We start from the raw sequence: 17,827 nt of genomic DNA on the forward strand, positions 1-17,827 counted from the left end.
TATGTCCCGCGACCAGTACACCTTCACCAATCCCGCAGAGCTCTACGCGGATTTCGACCCCGAGAAGCAGAAGCAGCCCGAGCCGGGTCTCGAGGCGAAGCTCCACCCCAAGCCGGACCTCGGCGAGGACACCTACCGCGGAAGCGGCCGGCTGCAGGGGCGGAAGGCGCTCATCACGGGTGCCGACTCGGGCATCGGCGCCGCCACGGCGATCGCCTTCGCGCGGGAGGGGGCCGATGTCGCGATGTCGTACCTGCCCGAGGAGGAGGAGGACGCCCAGCACGTCGCGGGCATCGTGAAGGAGGCGGGTGTGACGGTGCTCACCGTTCCGGGTGACCTCCGGGATGCCGCGTACTGCCGCGACCTCGTGCAGCAGGCGGTCGACGGGCTCGGGGGCCTCGACATCGTGGTCAACAACGGCGGCAAGCAGGTCTTCCAGGAGAGCCTCACCGACATCACGGACGAGCAGTTCGACGACACCTTCAAGACCAACGTCTACGGCATGTTCTGGGTGACGAAGGCGGCGCTGCCGCACCTGCAGCCGGGCTCGACGATCATCAACACGACCTCGATCCAGGCCTACCAGCCGTCCGAGATCCTGGTCGACTACGCCTCGACGAAGGCCACGATCAACGCCTTCACGAAAGCCCTCGCGCAGCAGCTCGCACCGAAGGGCATTCGCGTGAACGCCGTGGCGCCCGGACCGATCTGGACCGTGCTGCAGGTCACCGAGGGTCAGCCGCAGGAGAAGATCGAGTCCTTCGGCCAGCAGACGCCGATCGGCCGCGCAGGACAGCCGGCCGAGCTGGCGCCCGCCTACGTGTTCCTCGCTTCGGCGGAGTCGAGCTACGTCGCCGGCGAGACGCTCGCCGTCACCGGAGGCTCGCCCACACCCTGAGCCCGCAGCGTCCGCACGACCTCGACCTGCCGCAGCAGGAAACGCGGCTCGTCGAGGCGGCGGCGCCGCATCCACGAGGTGACCTCGTCGTTGCACTTGCTGGCGTTGCACGAGCGGCACGCCGGCACGACGTTCTCGAGGGTGTACCGGCCCCCGCGCGAGATCGGCAGCACGCAGTCGCGCTGCAGCGGTACCGCCGCGACGCCGCAATAGGCGCAACCGGCCCACGCGTCGCGAATGGCCGTCCACTCCGCGGTCGTGAGATCGTTGTCCGCCGCGGCGACGCGCTTCGCGCGGCGGCGTTGCGCGCGGGCGCGGCGGGTGCGAGGGGCGGCCATGCCGTCACGCTAGCCGCGCACGGTGCTCCCGGGGCGACGACACCACGGCGATCGTCGAGGCGCCCGGCCGATTAGCATCCGCGTGCGCCGAGGGGCAACCCCCAGTCGCGGCATCCGTCCCCCGGGACAGAGTGGGGGCATGGCACGGGAGCGGGACGGCGTCACGGGGGTCGCGGAGGGCGTCTACCGCCTGCACAAGGCCGGGGTGAACTGCTATCTGGTGGTGGCCGGAGACGGCATGACCCTCATCGACGCCGGCGTGCCGGGCACATGGCCGCTGCTGGAGAGGGCGCTGGGCGAGGTGCGGGCGCGGGCGTCCGACATCGACGCCGTGATCCTCACCCACGGTCATTTCGACCACGTCGGCCTGAGCCGCCGGCTGGCCGACGAGCACGGCGTCGAGTCGCACATCCATCCCGCCGATGCGCTGCTCGCCCAGCATCCGTACCGCTACGCCCACGAGTCACCGCGCTGGCTCTACCCCTTCCGCCACCCGGGAGGCATCCCGATCCTCGCGGCGATGGCGGCTGCGGGAGCGTTCGGCGTCAAGGGGATCACCCCCGTCGTCGACGTCGTCCCGACGCAGCCTCTCGAGGTGCCCGGCGGTCTCGTGCCGGTGTGGTCTCCCGGCCACACCAACGGCCACTGCGGATTCCATCTCGTCGACCGCGGCATCCTGTTCTCGGGAGATGCGCTCGTGACGCTCGATCCCTACACCGGACGCACGGGCCCGCGGGTGGTCGCGCGGGCCGCCACGGCGGATGCCTCGACCGCCCTCGTGAGCCTCCAGAACCTCGGCGCCACCGAGGCCACGCTCGTGCTTCCCGGCCACGGCCGGCCGTACGAGGGCGACGTCCGCCGAGCCGTGAAGGACGCTCTGCGGCAGAAGGTGGCCTGACGTCCGTAGATTCGCGCCGACGTCCGTAGGTTCGCCCGGACGTCAGTAAGTCTGCGCCGACGTCCGACGGTTCGGGCCGACGTCCGGAGGCTCGCCACGACGTCCGTAGGCTGGTGCCGTGACGTTCGAGCCGACCAGACCTGCGCCGCCGCGACCCGCCGCCGGATGGGTGGCCGGCGCGTTGGCCATCGACGTCGCGCTCGTCATCGTCTTCGCGGCCATCGGGCGCGCGAGCCACGGCGAGGACGCCCTCGCCGGCCTCTTCGAGACCGCCTGGCCGTTCCTGGTCGGCGTGGTGGTCGGGTGGCTCGTTCAGGGCGCGTGGCGAGCCCCGCTGCCGCCCATCCGCACGGGACTCGGCGTATGGGGCGCGACGCTCGTCGTCGGGATGCTCCTGCGCACCCTCGCCGGTCAGGGCATCGCGATCCCGTTCGTCATCGTGGCGGCGATCGTGCTGTTCGCGTTCCTCGTCGGCTGGCGCGCGCTCGTGCTCGTGGTCACGAGGCGCCGGGAGCGCGCCGCGCAGAAGTAGCGGGCGACGGATGCCGAGGCATCCGTCGTCAGTCCCTCGTGCTCTCCCAGCCCAGCGCCGGGGCGACGTGCTTCGCGAACGACTCGACGATGCGCAGGTTGAACTCCACGCCGAGCTGGCTCGGGATCGTGAGCATCAGCGTGTCGGCGCTCGCGATCGCCGCGTCCTGCTTGAGCTGCTCGATCAGCACGTCGGGAGCGGCGGCGTAGGTCTTGCCGAAGGTCGACCGCATGCCGTCGATGTAGCCCACGCCCTCGCCGTCCTGGCGGCCGCCGAAGTACAGCTCGTCCTCGGCGGTGGTGAGGGGGAAGATGGAGCGGCTTACCGACACGCGCGGCTCGCCGGCGTGCCCGGCGTCCCGCCAGGCCGCGCGGAACGCGTCGATCTGCTCGGCCTGCAGGAGGTCGAAGGGCAGCCCCCGGTCCTCCGTGAGGAGGGTGGACGACATGAGGTTGACGCCGGTGCGCCCCGCCCACTCGGCGGAGTCGCGGTTGCCGGCGCCCCACCACACGCGTGAGCGCAGGCCAGGTGAGTGCGGCTCGATGCGCTGCAGGCCGGTCCCTCCGCCGAAGGGACTCCGCGCGTCGCGCTCGGCGAGTCCCTCGCCCTCGATCGCGCGGAGGAAGCGGGCGAAGTGGTCGCGGGCGATGTCGGCTCCGCGCGGGTCCTCCGATCCCGTGTAGCCGAACGCCTCGTACCCGCGGACGACGGTCTCGGGTGACCCGCGGCTCACGCCGAGCGCGAGGCGTCCGCCGCTGATGAGGTCGACGGATGCCGCCTCCTCAGCGAGGTAGAGCGGGTTCTCGTAGCGCATGTCGATGACGCCGGTCCCGACCTCGATGTGCTCGGTCCGCGCCGCGATCGCCGCGAGGAGCGGCATGGGCGAGGACTGCTGCCGTGCGAAATGGTGGACGCGGAAGTAGGCGCCGTTGACGCCCAGCTCGTCCATGCCCTGCGCGAGGTCGATCGCCTGCAGCATCGAGTCGCCGGCGGAGAGCTGATGACCTCCGCCGAGCGGTCCGTAGTGTCCGAACGAGAGTGTTCCGAAGCGCTTCACGATGTCTGCAACCGTACGCCCGCGGCATCCATTCCGGTGAATAGGACTAGGCGCATCCGTGAGCCGTCGGCGTGCCCCGCTCGCGCGCGGCCGTGCCTACGATGGCATGAGGCTTCCGCCACGGAGGGAGAGCGACATGGTCCAGGTGCGGGTCGCCGGCGTCGCTCTCGATGCGACGCAGCAGCATGTCATCCTGCTGAAGCCCATCGACGAGCTGCCGGGCGAGGGGCAGATCCTGCCCATCTGGATCGGGCAGCAGGAGGCGACGTCGATCCTCATCGCGATCGAGGGCGCGGAGGTGCCCCGCCCGCTGGCGCACGATCTCATGCGGGGCCTTCTCGACGCGGTCGGCGCCGAGGTCACCCGGGTGGAGGTCTCGCGCATCGACGACGGCACGTTCTACGCCGAGATCACCCTCGCGACGGCGGCCGGAGAGCGCATCGTCGACTCGCGGCCGTCGGATGCCGTGGCCCTCGCCTCCCGTGTGGGCGCCCCCATCTGGGTCGCCGATGCGGTGATGGAGGAGGCCGGGATGGCCGACACCGTCACCGAGGCGGGGGAGGGGTTCGAAGCCGATGCCGACCTGAGCGAGCGCCTCGACGAGTTCAAGAAGTTCATCGACGACGTCGACCCCGAGGACTTCCGCTAGCCCTCAGGAGAGCTTCTGAGTCACGAGAGCTTGCGCAGTGCCGAACCTTTGTGCGCGGCGCGCTCGCCGCTCTTCTCGGACTCGACGATGTAGGACGGTTCGTCCGACGACGCCGTGAACTTCTGGCCGTCGAACTGGAAGTCGCTCGTCCGCTTCTCGACGACCTTGCCCTGGGTGCGTCCCTGCGAGGTGTTCCAGCTGACCCGGTCGCCTTTCGAGAGGTCGTTCGCCACGGCGGTCCCTTCGTTCGTTGTGCGGGCCGCCGGGATGCGGCATCCGTCCTCGGATCCTCGCCGCGTGCGACGCCAGGCGGAACGGGGTTGACGGCCCGGCCCGCGGGCTCTTCCGTGATTCCACGGTGCGTCGTAAGTTCGGGACGTGGTGGATCGTGCGGTGCCCAACCTTCCTTCGCGGTCGTTCGAAGCGACGAAGGAGTTCTACGGCGGCTTCGGATTCGAGGTCGTCTACGACGACGGCGGCTGGCTGATCCTGGGCCGGGGAACGGTCGTGCTCGAGTTCTTCCTCGCGCCGGAGCACGACCCGTATGCGAGCTGGTTCATGGCGAGCATCCGTGTCGCCGACCTCGACGAGCTCTTCGCCGCCGTCCGGGCCAGCGGAGTGCCCGAGGTCGTGACCGGCATCCCGCGGCTCATCCCGATCGCCCTGCAGGAGTGGGGTCAGCGCGCCGGCTACCTCATCGACCTCGACGGCACGCAGCTGCACCTCATCGAGGACGCCGGCTGAGGTGACGTACCCGATCGGATCGACCGGCGAGGTCGGTGGACCCGACGGCTACTCCTACGGGGCCGTGCTGGTCCGGCCAGGAGCCGCCGAGCGCACTCGCGTCGAAGAGGTGCTGCGCCGCGTGCGCTTCTCGGGATGGATCGGGCCGAGCCAGGGGGAGTGGCTGGTCGTCCTCGGCGATCCGGGCGCGGGGGTGGTCGCGGCGGAGCGTCGCGGCATCATCGAAGTCGGCGGCGCGATCGCCCAGGCGACGGAGGCGGCGGTCTTCGCGGTGCGCGTGCGACGCGATCGGCAGCTCGCGATCGTCGCGTGGCGCGACGGCGCCGAGATCGGCCGGTACGCGAGCGACCCGTCTCAGGAGCCCGGCGCCGACGACGACGTCATCGCGGAGCCCGTCGGGGTCGCGTCGGCCTTCGCGTTCGCCGGGCTCGCGGGACGGGAGGATGCCGCGGACGACCTTGCGGAGCTGCTCGGCGAGGAGCTCGATCCCGACAGCGTGTACGAATCCGAGCGCCTGCGGCACGTGCTGCGCCTGCTCGGGATGCCGGACTGGATCGTCGCGGCGAACGCGCTGCCCCGCGACATCCCGACGGGTCCCCGCGCCGCAGAGCTGGTTCGCCTGCGCGGCGGACGGACGGGATTCGAGGGGTGGGCCCGGCACGCCTTCATCCGTCGGCTGCGCCGGGGCCGTGTGGCACCGCCGGCCATTCCGGATCCGCCGCGGCAGAGCGAGGGGATGGGCGGCATCGAGCCCTGGATGTTCTGAGCCGGTATGGTTGTCCGCCGGTCCGTCCGGGCAGGCCGCCCCACCCCGCAGTCGGATCCCGCGGAGTGAAGGGGATGCCGACGCAGAAATCAACCGTCCTCCGCACGGGAAGGGCGGGTGCCTAGACTGCGACGGTGGGCGATGCCCGCGGTCCGACGAGGAGGAGCAGGGATGCAACTGGGAATGGTCGGCCTCGGCCGGATGGGGGCGAACATCGTGCGCCGCCTCATGCGCGACGGACACGAATGCGTCGTCTTCGACGTCAACACCGACGCCGTCACGGGGCTCGCGAGCGAGGGTGCGATCGGCGCGGACAGCCTCGCCGACTTCGCGGCCAAGCTCGAGGCGCCTCGGGCGGTCTGGCTCATGATCCCCGCGGGGCTCACCGGTCAGGTCGTCGACCAGGTCGCCGAAGTGCTCGAAGCCGGCGACATCATCATCGACGGCGGCAACTCAAACTACCGGGACGACGTCCGCCGGGCCGCCAAGCTCAAGGACTCCGGCATCCACTACGTCGACGTCGGGACGAGCGGCGGTGTCTTCGGCCTCGACCGCGGCTACTGCCTCATGGTGGGCGGCCCCGATGAGGCGTTCCGTCAGATCGAGCCGGTGCTCAAGACCATCGCCCCGGGAAGCGGAACCGTCGGACGGACCCCGGGGCGTGAGGGCGACTACTCTCCCGAAGAGCTCGGCTACCTGCACTGCGGCCCCTCGGGATCGGGTCACTTCGTCAAGATGGTGCACAACGGCATCGAGTACGGAGTCATGGCGGCGCTCGCCGAGGGGCTCAACATCCTCGAGCACGCCGACGCGGGGGTGCGCGAGGCCGAGCACTCGGCCGAGATCGCGCCGCTCGAGGAGCCGGAGTTCTACCAGTTCACGATCGATACGGCCAAGGTCGCGGAGCTCTGGCGACGGGGCTCGGTGATCTCGTCGTGGCTGCTCGACCTCACGGCGGCGGCGCTCGCGGACAACCCGACGCTCGACGGACTCGCCGGACGCGTCTCGGACTCCGGCGAGGGTCGGTGGACCGTGAAGGCCGCCGTCGACACCGGTGTCCCGGCGCCGGTGCTCGCGGCATCCCTCTTCGAGCGCTTCGCGTCCCGCGGCGAGGACCACTTCGCCAACCAGGTGCTCTCGGCGATGCGCCTGCAGTTCGGCGGCCACCAGGAGCTCCCGGCCGGCGACGTTCTCGAAGCAGGCGGGCGCAAGTCCGAGTCGTCTTCGGGCGGACAGTCGCAAGAGAACCCTTCGCACGAGGCATGACCGCGGCATCCGTCGCCCACACCCTGACGCGCGATCAGGCGCGACGGATCATCGTGCGAGCCCAGCTGCTCGACGCGAACCGGCCGGGCGACGTCGCCGAGGTCGCCGAGCAGCTCGGCTACGTCAAGATCGACCCGACCGCGACGATCGCGCCCTGCGAGCACACCATGCTGTGGTCGCGGATCGGCTGGTCGTACGAGCCCGGCCAGCTGCGGAAGGCCGTCGAGATCGACCGGCTGCTCTTCGAGTTCGACGGGACCTTCCGCCCGACGAGCCTTCTGCCGCTGCTGCTGCCGGTCATGCGCCAGCATCCGCGTCGCGAGAGCGGCAGGCAGTGGCTCGAGGCCAACGCGAGGTTCCGCAAGGACGTGCTCGCCAGGCTGCGCGCCGAGGGGCCGATGCTCGCGAGCGAGATCCCTGATACGGCGGCCGTCGCGCGCAAGGACGAAGGCGGCTGGTACGGCGCCAATCAGGTGCCCCAGATGCTCGAGATGCTCGCCCGCCGCGGCGAGGTCGCCGTCGTGCGACGGGAGGGTCGGCATCGCGTGTGGGATGTCGCGGAGCGGGTGTTCCCGCAGGACCTGCCCGAGTACGAGCCCGACGAAGCCGCGCGACTGCTCGCCGAGCGGCGACTCCAGGCCGGCGGGATCGCCAAGCAGAAGAGTCCGTGGACCCCGGTCGGCATGGCGGGCGAGCCCGCGACCGTCGAGGGGAGCAAGTGGCGGTTCCGCGTCGATCCGGAGGCCGTGGCGGCGCTCGACGATGAGGACGACGGGGGAAGGGTCGCGTTGCTCAACCCGTACGACTCCCTGCTGTTCGATCGGCCGCGCCTCGAGGAGGTCTTCGAGTTCAAGTACGTGCTCGAGCAGTTCAAGCCCAAGAGCGAGCGTGTGTACGGCTACTTCGCGCACCCGATCCTCATGGGCGACCGCTTCGTCGGGATGCTGGATGCCGAGGTCGACCGCGAGCAGGAGGTGCTGAAGGTCCATGCGATCCACGAGTTCCTGCCGTTCGAACCCGAGGAGATGGAGATGGTGCGCGCCGAGATCGGCGACCTCGCCGAGTGGCTGGGAGTGACGGTCGCCGAGCCCCGCTGAACGGGTGCGGCGCCCGTTCCCAGAAGGTGGCACCCGGATATCCGGCGACTTCGTGGAATAGGTCGTCCGCGGGTCGCTTTATGCCCTTTATGACGCGCATCGGAACAAGCGACCTCGACATCTTCCCCCTGTCACTCGGCGGCAACGTCTTCGGCTGGACCGCCGACCGCGATACCTCTTTCGCGATCCTCGACGAGTTCGTGGCCGGCGGCGGCGACTTCATCGACACCGCCGACTCTTACAGCTCGTGGGTGCCGGGCAACACCGGTGGCGACAGCGAGAGGATCATCGGCGAGTGGCTCGCCTCCAGGCGGCCCGAGGGCGTCGTCGTCGCGACGAAGGTCAGTCAGCACCCCGAGTTCAAGGGCCTCTCCGCGGCGAACGTGCGCGCGGCGGCCGAGGCATCCCTCCAGCGCCTCGGCGTCGACGCGATCGACCTGTACTACGCGCACTTCGACGACGAGTCGGTGCCGCTCGCCGAGACCGTCGGCGCGTTCGGCGCCCTCGTCGAGGACAGCCTCGTGCGCAACGTCGCCGTCTCGAACTACAGCGCCGACCGCATCCGCGAGTGGATCGGCCTCGCGAAGGATCAGGGCGTCGCTCTCCCCGTCGCGATTCAGCCGCACTACAACCTCGTGCACCGGAACGACGTCGAAGAGAGCATCGTGCCGGTCGCCGAGGAGTTCGATTTGAGCCTCGTGCCCTACTTCGCACTCGCGAAGGGCTTCCTGACCGGCAAGTACCGGTCGACGGATGCCTCGTCCCACGCCTCGCCGCGTGCCGCCGCCGCGTCGCAGTACGCGACAGACCAGGGACTCGAGATCATCGAGACCCTCGAGGGGATCGGGCGCGCGCATGACGTGTCGATCGCCGCGACCGCGCTCGCGTGGCTCCGCGCGCAGCCCACGGTCGCAGCGCCGATCGCGAGCGCGTCGCGTGTCGAGCAGGTCAAGGACCTCCTGGACGGCGGCCGCGTGGAACTCACGGCGGATGAGATCTCGCAGCTCACGCGGGTCTCGGAGTGGACCCCGGCCAAGGTCTGAACCGTATGCGCATCGACCTCGCCGCGCACCTCGCGTAGGCGGGCCGCAAGGAAAGAGAGCGGATGCCTCGTCTCGAGGCATCCGCTCCCCTGTTCGTGGATGCGCGCTGCAACCAGGCGTCAGAGCGAGGCGTAGGCCTCGAACGTCGCGTCGGCCGGAAGCGGGTCGAAGAACGTCGCCTCGAACTGAACCTTCGTGCCGTCGGCGGGCAGGCGCTCGACGTAGGTCTGCTGGCCGCCGATGATGCTGCCGTCCGCCGCGCGAGCCACGACGATGACCTGGACGAGCTCCTGCTCGTCCTGGAACGTCCCCGCGATGGTTCCCGAGACGCTGGTGCTGTACTCGTCGGACGTCGCGGCGACGCCCTCGATCGCGAAGGTCCCGGTCTCGTCGGCGGGTGACGAGACGGCGTCGCCGGCGTCGGGCACGCGCACGTCGAGCTTCGCGACCTCACCCTGACCCACGTCGAAGAACGTGCCGGTGATCGCGGACTGTCCCGACAGCAGCGTCACGTAGTTGTTCGAGGTGTCGAGGATCGTTCCCGAGGCGTCGACCGCCTCGACGTCGATGGCAGCGAAGTCGTACACGTAGTCGGCGTTGGGGTTGTCGAGGATGACGACGTACCACCACGATCCGGTCACCTCGTCGCGGCCGAACGCGGTCTCAGTGGCGACGAGTTCCTCGGCGTCACCGGCAGCCCCTTCGGCCGCCGGCTCGTCCGCCTCCTCCTCGACCGCCTGTCCACCCGAGACCTGCGATGCGCGGCCCTCGTCGATCGCAGCCTGCGCGATGATGCCGAACGATGCGATCGAGACGACGATCGACACGATCCAGCCGACGACGGCCACCGCGAGCGCGCCGATCGCGAAGCCCTTGCCGCCCTGCTTCTTGCTGATGAGCGCGATGAGGCCGAGGACGAAGCCCGCAAGAAGGAAGATCCCCGAGAACCACGTCACGAACGGGATGAAGGCGAGGATCAGGCCGAGGCCCGCGGCCGCAAGGCCGATGATGGCGAGAACCTTGGGTCGCGTATCCGGCGTCTTCACGGCCGTCGCAGCGGGAGCGCCATAGGGCTGCCCGGGGGCGGGGTAGGCCTGACCGGCCGCGTCGTACGGTTGACCCGCTGTACCGTACGGCTGACCGGCTGCGCCGTACGGCTGACCGGCAGGGAACGGCGGCTGAGGCGCTCCGGGGTAGCCGGGCGCCGCGTACGCGTCGTGCTGAGGACCGCCGGGCGCGACCGGAGCGGAGTATGCGGGGGCGGCGGACCCGGCCGAAGCGGCGGGCTCGGAGGGAGCGGCCGGGTCGGCGGGGCCGGCGGGGGAGCCGGCGGGGGTCGCCGGAGCCGCGGGCGCCGTCGGGTCGGACAGGGGAGCGTCGGCGAAGGCGTCGCGGTTCTCGGGGACTGTGGGGTCTGAGAGGGGAGCGTCGCCGGCTGCGTCGCGGTTCTCGGGCGCTGTGGGGTCGGACATGTGATTCCTTGTCTCACGGGGATGAAACACGCGCGAGCGAGCGCGCGCAACGGCAGGGCGCGACGAATCGGCGCGACGTCGCCCTCGCGCTGAGAAGGGCCTGTAGCGCGAAGCGTCTGCGCTGCCGATCCACCGGCACCCCACCGGTCGCCTCCACGCTAGCGGACGAGTGCGACATCCTGTGAAATCCCTGTACGCCGTCGTCACACATGTGGCACGATCGCGGCCCTCCGTCCGCGCCCACTTTCCGGCTTCCTGCGCGTCGGGAATGCTGGGTGGGTGACGACGCGGCTCCTCCTCATCTCCGACACCCACATCCCCGGACGAGCTCGGCGCCTCCCGGACGCCGTCCTCCGCGAGGCCGATGCGTCGGACCTCATCGTCCACGCGGGCGATTGGGTCGCGGCATCCGTCCTCGAAGAGCTGGAGACCCACGGCGACGTGCTCGGCGTCTACGGCAACAACGACGGACCCGACCTGCGGGAGAGGCTGCCCGAGGTCGCCCACCGGACGATCGAGGGAATCCGCTTCGCCGTCGTCCATGAGACCGGCGACGCCAAGGCACGCGAGCGTCGAATGGACCAGGCGTTCGCGGACGCCGAGGTGCTCGTCTTCGGGCACAGCCACATCCCGTGGGACACCGTGACCCCCGGCGGCCTGCGGTTGCTCAATCCGGGGTCGCCGACCGATCGCAGGCGCCAGCCGCGGCACACCATGATGACGGCGATCGTCGAGGAGGGCGGGCGGGTCGAGGTGGACCTCCTGGCGCTCACGTGAGTCGTACGCCTGCGAGAGTGGGGGAGTGGACGACGTGATCGGGATGCCGGTGCGCGCCCTTGCCGCGAAGGTCCGGGGCGGTGAGATCTCGGCGCGGCAGGTCGTCGATGCGCACCTCGCCGCGGTCGAGGCCGAGAATCCGCGGCTCAACGCCCTCACCGTCGTCTTCGCGGAGCGGGCCCGCGCGGCCGCGGGCGAGACGGATCGCCTTCTTGCGGCGGGCGGTGATCCCGGCCCCCTCGCCGGTGTGCCGTTCTCGGTGAAGGAGAGCATCGACCTGACGTGGTCGGCGACGACGCAGGGCTGGCGGGGGCTTGCCGATGCGGTGCCGGCGGCGGATGCCACGGTCGTCCGGCGCATGCGCGAGGCGGGCGCGATCCCGATCGGGCGCGGGAACATGTCCGATTTCGGCATGCGGTGGGACACCGACAACGACCTCTTCGGCCGGACGCTCCACCCGATCGACGAGACGCGCTCGGTCTTCGGATCGAGCGGCGGAGACGCCGTCGCGGTCGCGACCGGGATGTCGGCGATCGGGCTGGGCAACGACTTCGGCGGATCCATCCGCCTGCCGGCCTCGGCGGTCGGCATCGCCGGCCTGCGGCCCTCGTTCGGCCGCGTGCCGCGTGCCGCCGTGCGGGACGTCCCGGTGGCGCTGACGCTGCAGCAGTTCTCGGTGAACGGGCCCCTCGCGCGCTCGGTCGACGACCTCGCCGTCGCCCTGGACGTGCTGACGGGGATCGACCCCGCCGATCCCGTCTCGCTCGGGATCGCGGCCCCGGACACGGACGCCGCACCCCGCCGGGTGGCAGTGGTCCGCGATCCGCTCGGCTGGGGCGTCGACGACGACATCCGCGCCGCCGTCGACCGCGCCGCCGTCGCCCTGTCGAGGGCAGGGTGGGAGGTCCTCGATCTCGAGCCGCCCATGGTCGAGGAGGCCGCGGTTCTCTGGCGGCGTCTGGCATGCACCGACATGCTCCTCACCCTCGACCCGGCGACGCTGCCCGAGCCGCTCGGTCGGTCCGCGACATCCTTCCTGCGCGACAGCACAGCGGCGGCCCGCCCGTTCGAGACCGCCTCCGACTACGCCGCGGCGTGGGCGCGTCGCGCCGTGATCGCGGCGGCATGGCGACGGCTGCAGGCCGAGGTGCCGCTGATTCTCGGGCCCGTTGCGACGCGCCGCACCCCCGAGCCCGACTTCGACCTCGGCGGTCAGGATGCCGCGGACGCGGCGTGGCGCGACCTCCGGCTCGTCGTCGCCGTCAACTTCCTCGGTCTGCCTGCCGTGACCGTTCCCGCCGGTGTCGATCGCGACGCACTGCCGGTGGGCGTGCAGGTCATCGGCCCGCTCCACGCCGACGAGCTCGCACTCGCGGCGGCCGCGGCGATCGAGTCAGGCCTCTGAGGGACTGCCGCTCCGAGCGTCGTCGCGGAGAAGCGGCACCCAGGCGAGCAGGACTCCCGCGGCGATCCCGCCGACACCGCCCGCGGCCATGTCGCCGATGGTGTCCTGATAGCCGACGTAGATGTCGGAGCTGACGAAGGCCCAGCCGATCCACTCGATCATCTCCCATACCGCGCTGACGGCGAGGGCGATCATGGGTCCGAGCATGAGCGGCGCTCTGCGCAGCCGGCCAAGGGGTTCCAGCACGATCCGGAGTCTCGCGAACGCGAGGTAGGTCATGACGGCGATGACCCCCGTGCACACGCAGTGCATGACGAGGTCCCAGGTCGCGATCCTCGAGTAGAGGTCGAGCACGTTGCTCCAGGCGGCGAGCAGCACGATCGCGCAGAAGACGATGTCGAACCACGCGCGCACCCCGACGAACCGCGGCACGAGCAGCACCGGCAGAGCGAGAGCGAGGATGCCGGCATCCATCGGCGTCAGCCAGATCGCCGCGATCAGCACGCCGGCGATCCCGAACGCGCGAACCGCATCGGCACCCCACTGGGCGGCGCTCTGCGGCCGGCGCAGGAACCGCTCGACGGCGACGGGTCGGTCGCTCACGCCCCGGCCGCCCTCTCGCCGAGTCGCACGAGCGCCTGGACCGGCAGGTGGTCGGACGGCCACGCCCCGTCGACGCGCGCCGTGTTGATGCCGGCGCGCAGGACCTCGACGCCCGTCGAGACGAGGATCCAGTCGATTCGAGGCCGTCCCACGCGAGGCGGGCGATAGTTCGAGAAGGTGCCCCATTCCGCGGTGAGGCGGACGGATGCCTCGGCCCAGGCATCCGTCAGCGTTCCGTCGCGGAGCAGCTCGGCAACCGCGGGCGACCGCTCGCCGGCGTTGAGGTCGCCCATGACGATCGCGGGATGGGGCTGTGCGGCGACGCGGTGCACCACGGCCCGCGCGCTCTGCCGGCGCGCGCGCCCGGAGAGATGGTCGAAGTGCGTGTTGATGACGAAGAGCCTCCGACCCGTCGCGCGGTCGCGGAAGGTCGCGGTCACCAGCGCCCGGGGGACGAGGTTGCCCCACGAGCGCGAGCCCGTCTCGTCGGCGCGGTCGGAAAGCGCCTCCTGCGCCCACTCCTCCAGTTCGAGCCGCTCGTCGTCGTAGAAGAGGGGGTTGCCCTCGCCGCGTCCGCCGATGCTCCGGCCGTGACCGAGGAAGCGATATCGCGGTGCGAGGGCCGCCCGCAGGGCGAGGGCCTGGTCGGGACGCGCCTCCTGCACGCCGAGGAGCGTCGGCCGCTCGGTGCGCACGAGCGACTGCACGAGCGGGCGCCGCCGCGTCCACCGGTCGGAGGCCCGCAGGCCCGGCCGATTGTGGCGTCGACGGATGTTGTAGGTCATGACGTGCAGATCCGGCGGCTCGACGTGGCCTATGAGCGCATCGCTCATCGGGCCGCTCCGACCCGCGACGCGGCAGGGACGTGGAGGCCGACGCCGGCGCGACGCAAGACGACGCGCAGCCACCGAACGGGTGGGAAGTCGTGCGGCCAGTGGATCGTCACGGTGCGGAACCCCGCGGCGACCCGGTGCGCGAAGGCGCGGGGGTCGCCGAAGGGCCGCATCGAGACGCCCATCAGCGCGCCCGGCACGCGAGCGATGCGCCAGCGCTCCCCGACGTGGAAGGACAGGTCGAAGTCGTCGTGCACGCTCGCGTCAGCGCGATGGACGCGATGACGGATTCCGCGCCACACCTCCCGCCGCATCGCGAGGTTCGACCCGAAGAGCGCCCGGTGGCCGAGCGCGAGGCCCGCGACGGCGCCGTACGAGCCGAGGTAGACGACGGCGAGGGGTCCGCGGAGGGCGCGCGGGCCGTCGATGAACCGGGCGCCGCCCGTCGCCGCGCCCGCCTCGGGCCGGCGATCGAAGGTGCGCACGACCGCCTCGATCCATCGCTCGTCGGGCACGCAGTCCGCGTCGAGCCGAAGGATGAGGTCGCCCTCGGCGGCGTCGTAGCCGCGCGCGCTCGCCGCCGGGATGCCGGGGCGGTCGCACCGTTCCAAGCGGACGCCGGCTGCGCGGGCGACGGATGCCGAGGCATCCGTCGATCCGTTGTCGACGACGACGATCTCGTCGGCGCGACGCGTCTGGGCGGCGAGCGCCGCAAGGCAGCGCGCGAGTTCGGTGTCGTCGTCCTTGACCGGGATCACGACCGAGACGGTCGGGCGGTCGTCGACGGATGGCGCGGCCACGGCGTCTCCTCATCGCTCTGAGAGGCCACGCTAACCGGGGGCGTGTGCCCCCGGCGCGTGGTTGACACCGTCCTGGCAGGCGGGTATTCCGGCCTGTTTTCGTCAGCGCTCCGCGCCTTCCAGCGGGTACCGGCGGCGCAGGATGAGCCGCTGGACCAGCGTCCAGGTGACCGTCACCGCGAGATACAGACCCGCGGCGAGCGGGACGAAGACCGCGACGACGGCGGTGGCGAACTGCAGGATGCCGAGGAGGCCGGCCGGGATCGGTGGCACGGGGGAATCGACCTCACGCGCGGGCTGCGGCATCCGGAGCAGCCTTCTCGTGAGCTCGCCCACGCACGCGATCGCGAGGACGACCGCGCCGCACACGAGCGCCGTCGGCAGATCGAGCGTCCCCTCGCCGATGACGCCGGCCAGGCTCGTGCCGAGCGGCACGCCCAAGAGCGTCTCGTCGAGGAGCGCGTTGGGATGCCCCGCGATGACCGTGTGGAGGAACAGCGCATACAGCACGCCGACGACGGGGGCCTGTGCGAGCACGGGAAGGAGGCCCGCGAAGGGGGACGTCTGCTCGTCGCGGTACAGCTGCATCGTCTCGCGCTGGAGACGCTCGGGGTTCTTGCCCCAGCGCTTCTGCAGGTCGCGCAGCTTCGGTGCGAGGCGCCAGCGGATCTGCTCGGCTTTCGCCTGCGAGATGCCGGCGGGGATGAGGAGGGCGCGTACGAGAAGCGTCACGAGCACGACCGCCGCCGAGGCGGCGGACGCTCCGGCGAGCGGGGTCAGAGAGGCCGCGAGTCCCATGAGGCCCGCGTACGCGAGGTCGAGGAGGGCGGCGATGGGTGGGAAGGCGAAGAGGTCCACGGTGATGTCCGTTCTGGTGGCTGAGAAGAGGAGGCTTCTGGCCACGAACGGATGCCGCGGCACACCGCCCGCGAGGCGGGTGGTGATTGCGGCGACGACGGTTACGCGGCCGAGGCCGCGGACTGCGGGGCCCTCGGGCGCGGGTGGCCCGGGGCGTCGGGATCGCTCTGCGCGAGCAGGACGGACGCGTCGATCGCGCGTCGCGGGTGCGGAGGCGAGGCGCCGCCTGGCGCCGCGTGGGCGACGGCGACGACCGAGAGGAGGACGAGGGTCGCGGACATGAGCGCGACGGCGAGCGCGAGAGCGCCGGTCACGCTGTCGACGGCGGAAAGGTCGACCCCGCCCGCCACGCCGAAGAACGACAGCAGGAGGTGCAGCGCGGAGAGGTGAGGCATCCGTCGTCTCCCTTCGCTGCAACCCGGTCCTTGAGCCATCACGGTAACACCGCGTTGGCGAGGAAGGCTGCCGCGCGGCTCAGCCCGCGGATGCGTGCCGGCGCATGACGATACCGGCGCCGATCGTCGCGACGAGGACGAGCGCCGTGAACACGAGGAGGACGGTCGTCTCGTCGACGAAGGCGAGGGCGCCGCCGACGAGGAGGACCGGAACGACGAGCCCCGTGTACGCGATGAGGAAGACGAGCGCGAGGGTCTCGCCGCGGCTCTCGGGGTGCGCGAGCGATGCTGCGGTCGCGATGGCCGAGCGGAACATGATGCCCGCAGCGGCGCCGCCCACGATCCCCCGACGATGAACAGGGCGAGGAGGGGCACCACCGCGCCGGCCGCGATCGCGATGAGCCCGATCGCGAAGCACGCGATCGCGATCCCGAGCTGGACGCGCTGAGCGACGCGCACCAGCGCGATCTGGGCGACAGCCGCCGCGCCGAAGACGGCGAAGACGGCGGCTCCGTCGGCGAGGTGGTCGGTGACGTGGAACGTCTCGTGGAGGTACGTCGGCGCGAGCGAGGTGAACAGCGCGAACAGAGCGAAGGATGCCGCGGCCCCGACCCCCGCGGCGGCGAAGGCGGCGCGGCCGGCCGGCGGGAAGGAGAGTCGCTGAGGTCGGTAGACGGGCCGCCCTCCGGTGGCGTCGATCGTCTCGGGCACCGCCACGAGCACGAACAGCCACGCGATGAAGAGTGCGAGGAAGAGCGCATGCGGAAGCTCGAGCGGGTCGGGGAGGAACTCCGCGAACAGCCCGCCGATGAGCGGTCCGAGCGCGAGCCCGCCGAGGTTGGCGGCTCCCGCGACGGATGCCGCGATCACCGCCGTCTCGTTCGGTCGCGCCCTCGCGCGCAGCTCTGCGAGATGGGCTGTCGCGGCAGCCGTCACTGTGCCGACGCTCACCCCGTCGACGAAGCGGGCCACGATGAGCCCGGGGACGTCGTTCCACACGAGGAAGATCACGGCCGCGACGGCCGAGATCGCGATCGCGATGATCGTCATCCGCCGACGCCCCGCCCAGTCGCTGACGTGGCCGATGAAGAACAGGCTGAAGACGACGCCGACGGCGAACGCGGCGAAGATGAGCGTGATGACGGGAACCGGGAAGTCGTCCTGCTGCTGGTAGAGCGGGTAGAGCGGCGTGGGGACCGTCGCATAGGCCGTCACCGTGGTGAACGCTGCGGCGACGACCCAGAAGCCCGAGCTCGGTGACATCGTGCGTCGAGGACGAGTCATCGCAGGGTCCGTTCGGTGGGCGGGGCCGGTCGCGGCCGCCGTGTTCGACCCTAGGCCTTCGGTCGGGTGGCTCGTCAAGACTTCGCCGGGGGAATGCGCCGTCGACTGTCAA

20 protein-coding genes are annotated in these 17,827 nt (G+C 71.2%); 11 read left to right on the forward strand and 9 right to left on the reverse strand.

Annotation, left to right across the window (positions count from 1 at the left end):
• Nucleotide 1: 1 nt before the first annotated feature.
• Nucleotides 2-898: an SDR family oxidoreductase gene (locus G5T42_RS10565; RefSeq protein ID WP_165128362.1), complete on the forward strand. Its 897-nt coding sequence runs from the start codon at nucleotides 2-4 to the stop codon at nucleotides 896-898.
• On the opposite strand, the gene G5T42_RS10570 is transcribed toward G5T42_RS10565, so the two are convergent.
• On the reverse strand, nucleotides 847-1,236 hold the full coding sequence (locus tag G5T42_RS10570; RefSeq protein WP_165128364.1) for an HNH endonuclease signature motif containing protein: 390 nt from the start codon (nucleotides 1,234-1,236) through the stop codon (nucleotides 847-849). The genes G5T42_RS10565 and G5T42_RS10570 overlap by 52 nt on opposite strands.
• A gap of 139 nt (nucleotides 1,237-1,375) precedes the next feature.
• Here G5T42_RS10570 and G5T42_RS10575 point away from each other — a divergent pair, with 139 nt between their 5' ends.
• Both G5T42_RS10575 and G5T42_RS10580 read left to right on the forward strand, forming a co-directional pair.
• The gene (locus tag G5T42_RS10575; RefSeq protein WP_165128366.1) at nucleotides 1,376-2,134 is read left to right on the forward strand and encodes an MBL fold metallo-hydrolase; all 759 of its coding nucleotides are present in this window, start codon (nucleotides 1,376-1,378) and stop codon (nucleotides 2,132-2,134) included.
• A gap of 169 nt (nucleotides 2,135-2,303) precedes the next feature.
• Complete coding sequence (locus G5T42_RS10580; protein ID WP_165130192.1) at nucleotides 2,304-2,666, forward strand: DUF3054 domain-containing protein; 363 nt, start codon at nucleotides 2,304-2,306, stop codon at nucleotides 2,664-2,666.
• A 28-nt stretch (nucleotides 2,667-2,694) separates the two neighbouring features.
• On the opposite strand, the gene G5T42_RS10585 is transcribed toward G5T42_RS10580, so the two are convergent.
• On the reverse strand, nucleotides 2,695-3,723 hold the full coding sequence (locus G5T42_RS10585) for an LLM class flavin-dependent oxidoreductase (protein ID WP_165128368.1): 1,029 nt from the start codon (nucleotides 3,721-3,723) through the stop codon (nucleotides 2,695-2,697).
• Nucleotides 3,724-3,859: 136 nt separating this feature from the next.
• Here G5T42_RS10585 and G5T42_RS10590 point away from each other — a divergent pair, with 136 nt between their 5' ends.
• Nucleotides 3,860-4,372, forward strand: a complete 513-nt coding sequence (locus G5T42_RS10590) for a bifunctional nuclease family protein (RefSeq protein WP_165128370.1) — start codon at nucleotides 3,860-3,862, stop codon at nucleotides 4,370-4,372.
• 20 nt (nucleotides 4,373-4,392) lie between these two features.
• Here the strand turns inward: G5T42_RS10590 and G5T42_RS10595 are convergent, their stop codons facing one another.
• Nucleotides 4,393-4,605 carry a DUF2945 domain-containing protein gene (locus G5T42_RS10595; RefSeq protein WP_165128372.1) on the reverse strand — a complete coding sequence of 71 codons (213 nt, stop codon included), beginning with the start codon at nucleotides 4,603-4,605 and terminating at the stop codon, nucleotides 4,393-4,395.
• A 160-nt stretch (nucleotides 4,606-4,765) separates the two neighbouring features.
• On the opposite strand from G5T42_RS10595, the gene G5T42_RS10600 reads away from it, so the two are divergent.
• From G5T42_RS10600 to G5T42_RS10620, 5 genes are all read left to right on the forward strand, one after another.
• Entirely contained in the window at nucleotides 4,766-5,116 is a 351-nt protein-coding gene (locus tag G5T42_RS10600; protein ID WP_241245777.1) for a VOC family protein, read from the forward strand.
• Between the two features lies 1 nt (nucleotide 5,117).
• Nucleotides 5,118-5,882: a hypothetical protein gene (locus tag G5T42_RS10605; RefSeq protein ID WP_165128374.1), complete on the forward strand. Its 765-nt coding sequence runs from the start codon at nucleotides 5,118-5,120 to the stop codon at nucleotides 5,880-5,882.
• Nucleotides 5,883-6,053: 171 nt separating this feature from the next.
• Nucleotides 6,054-7,148 (forward strand): phosphogluconate dehydrogenase (NAD(+)-dependent, decarboxylating), encoded by a 1,095-nt coding sequence (gnd, locus tag G5T42_RS10610; RefSeq protein WP_165128376.1) that lies wholly within the window; start codon nucleotides 6,054-6,056, stop codon nucleotides 7,146-7,148.
• The gene (locus G5T42_RS10615; protein WP_165128378.1) at nucleotides 7,145-8,245 is read left to right on the forward strand and encodes a crosslink repair DNA glycosylase YcaQ family protein; all 1,101 of its coding nucleotides are present in this window, start codon (nucleotides 7,145-7,147) and stop codon (nucleotides 8,243-8,245) included. Before gnd ends, G5T42_RS10615 begins: the two co-directional genes overlap by 4 nt.
• A gap of 89 nt (nucleotides 8,246-8,334) precedes the next feature.
• The gene (locus G5T42_RS10620; protein WP_165128380.1) at nucleotides 8,335-9,288 is read left to right on the forward strand and encodes an aldo/keto reductase; all 954 of its coding nucleotides are present in this window, start codon (nucleotides 8,335-8,337) and stop codon (nucleotides 9,286-9,288) included.
• Between the two features lie 119 nt (nucleotides 9,289-9,407).
• Here G5T42_RS10620 and G5T42_RS10625 read toward each other — a convergent pair whose 3' ends face one another.
• Nucleotides 9,408-10,760, reverse strand: a complete 1,353-nt coding sequence (locus G5T42_RS10625) for a SirB2 family protein (protein ID WP_165128382.1) — start codon at nucleotides 10,758-10,760, stop codon at nucleotides 9,408-9,410.
• A 279-nt stretch (nucleotides 10,761-11,039) separates the two neighbouring features.
• Between G5T42_RS10625 and G5T42_RS10630 the strand changes: the two genes are divergently transcribed.
• On the forward strand, nucleotides 11,040-11,537 hold the full coding sequence (locus tag G5T42_RS10630) for a metallophosphoesterase family protein (RefSeq protein WP_165128384.1): 498 nt from the start codon (nucleotides 11,040-11,042) through the stop codon (nucleotides 11,535-11,537).
• A gap of 25 nt (nucleotides 11,538-11,562) precedes the next feature.
• Nucleotides 11,563-12,942: an amidase family protein gene (locus tag G5T42_RS10635; protein WP_241245778.1), complete on the forward strand. Its 1,380-nt coding sequence runs from the start codon at nucleotides 11,563-11,565 to the stop codon at nucleotides 12,940-12,942.
• On the opposite strand, the gene G5T42_RS10640 is transcribed toward G5T42_RS10635, so the two are convergent.
• The 5 genes from G5T42_RS10640 to G5T42_RS10665 form a co-directional block, all read right to left on the reverse strand.
• Complete coding sequence (locus tag G5T42_RS10640) at nucleotides 12,931-13,545, reverse strand: hypothetical protein (protein ID WP_165128386.1); 615 nt, start codon at nucleotides 13,543-13,545, stop codon at nucleotides 12,931-12,933. The genes G5T42_RS10635 and G5T42_RS10640 overlap by 12 nt on opposite strands.
• Entirely contained in the window at nucleotides 13,542-14,378 is an 837-nt protein-coding gene (locus tag G5T42_RS10645) for an endonuclease/exonuclease/phosphatase family protein (RefSeq protein ID WP_165128388.1), read from the reverse strand. The genes G5T42_RS10640 and G5T42_RS10645 overlap by 4 nt, the downstream gene beginning before the upstream one ends.
• Nucleotides 14,375-15,178, reverse strand: coding sequence for a glycosyltransferase family 2 protein (locus G5T42_RS10650; protein ID WP_165128390.1), 804 nt, complete (start codon nucleotides 15,176-15,178; stop codon nucleotides 14,375-14,377). The genes G5T42_RS10645 and G5T42_RS10650 overlap by 4 nt, the downstream gene beginning before the upstream one ends.
• Nucleotides 15,179-15,280: 102 nt before the next feature.
• Nucleotides 15,281-16,036 carry a membrane protein insertase YidC gene (yidC, locus tag G5T42_RS10655; RefSeq protein ID WP_165130195.1) on the reverse strand — a complete coding sequence of 252 codons (756 nt, stop codon included), beginning with the start codon at nucleotides 16,034-16,036 and terminating at the stop codon, nucleotides 15,281-15,283.
• A 101-nt stretch (nucleotides 16,037-16,137) separates the two neighbouring features.
• Nucleotides 16,138-17,715: an MFS transporter gene (locus G5T42_RS10665; RefSeq protein WP_241245779.1), complete on the reverse strand. Its 1,578-nt coding sequence runs from the start codon at nucleotides 17,713-17,715 to the stop codon at nucleotides 16,138-16,140.
• Between the last annotated feature and the right edge of the window lie 112 nt (nucleotides 17,716-17,827).

The sequence above is a fragment of the Microbacterium sp. 4R-513 genome (assembly GCF_011046485.1).
In the GTDB taxonomy this organism is placed as follows: Bacteria; Actinomycetota; Actinomycetes; order Actinomycetales; family Microbacteriaceae; genus Microbacterium.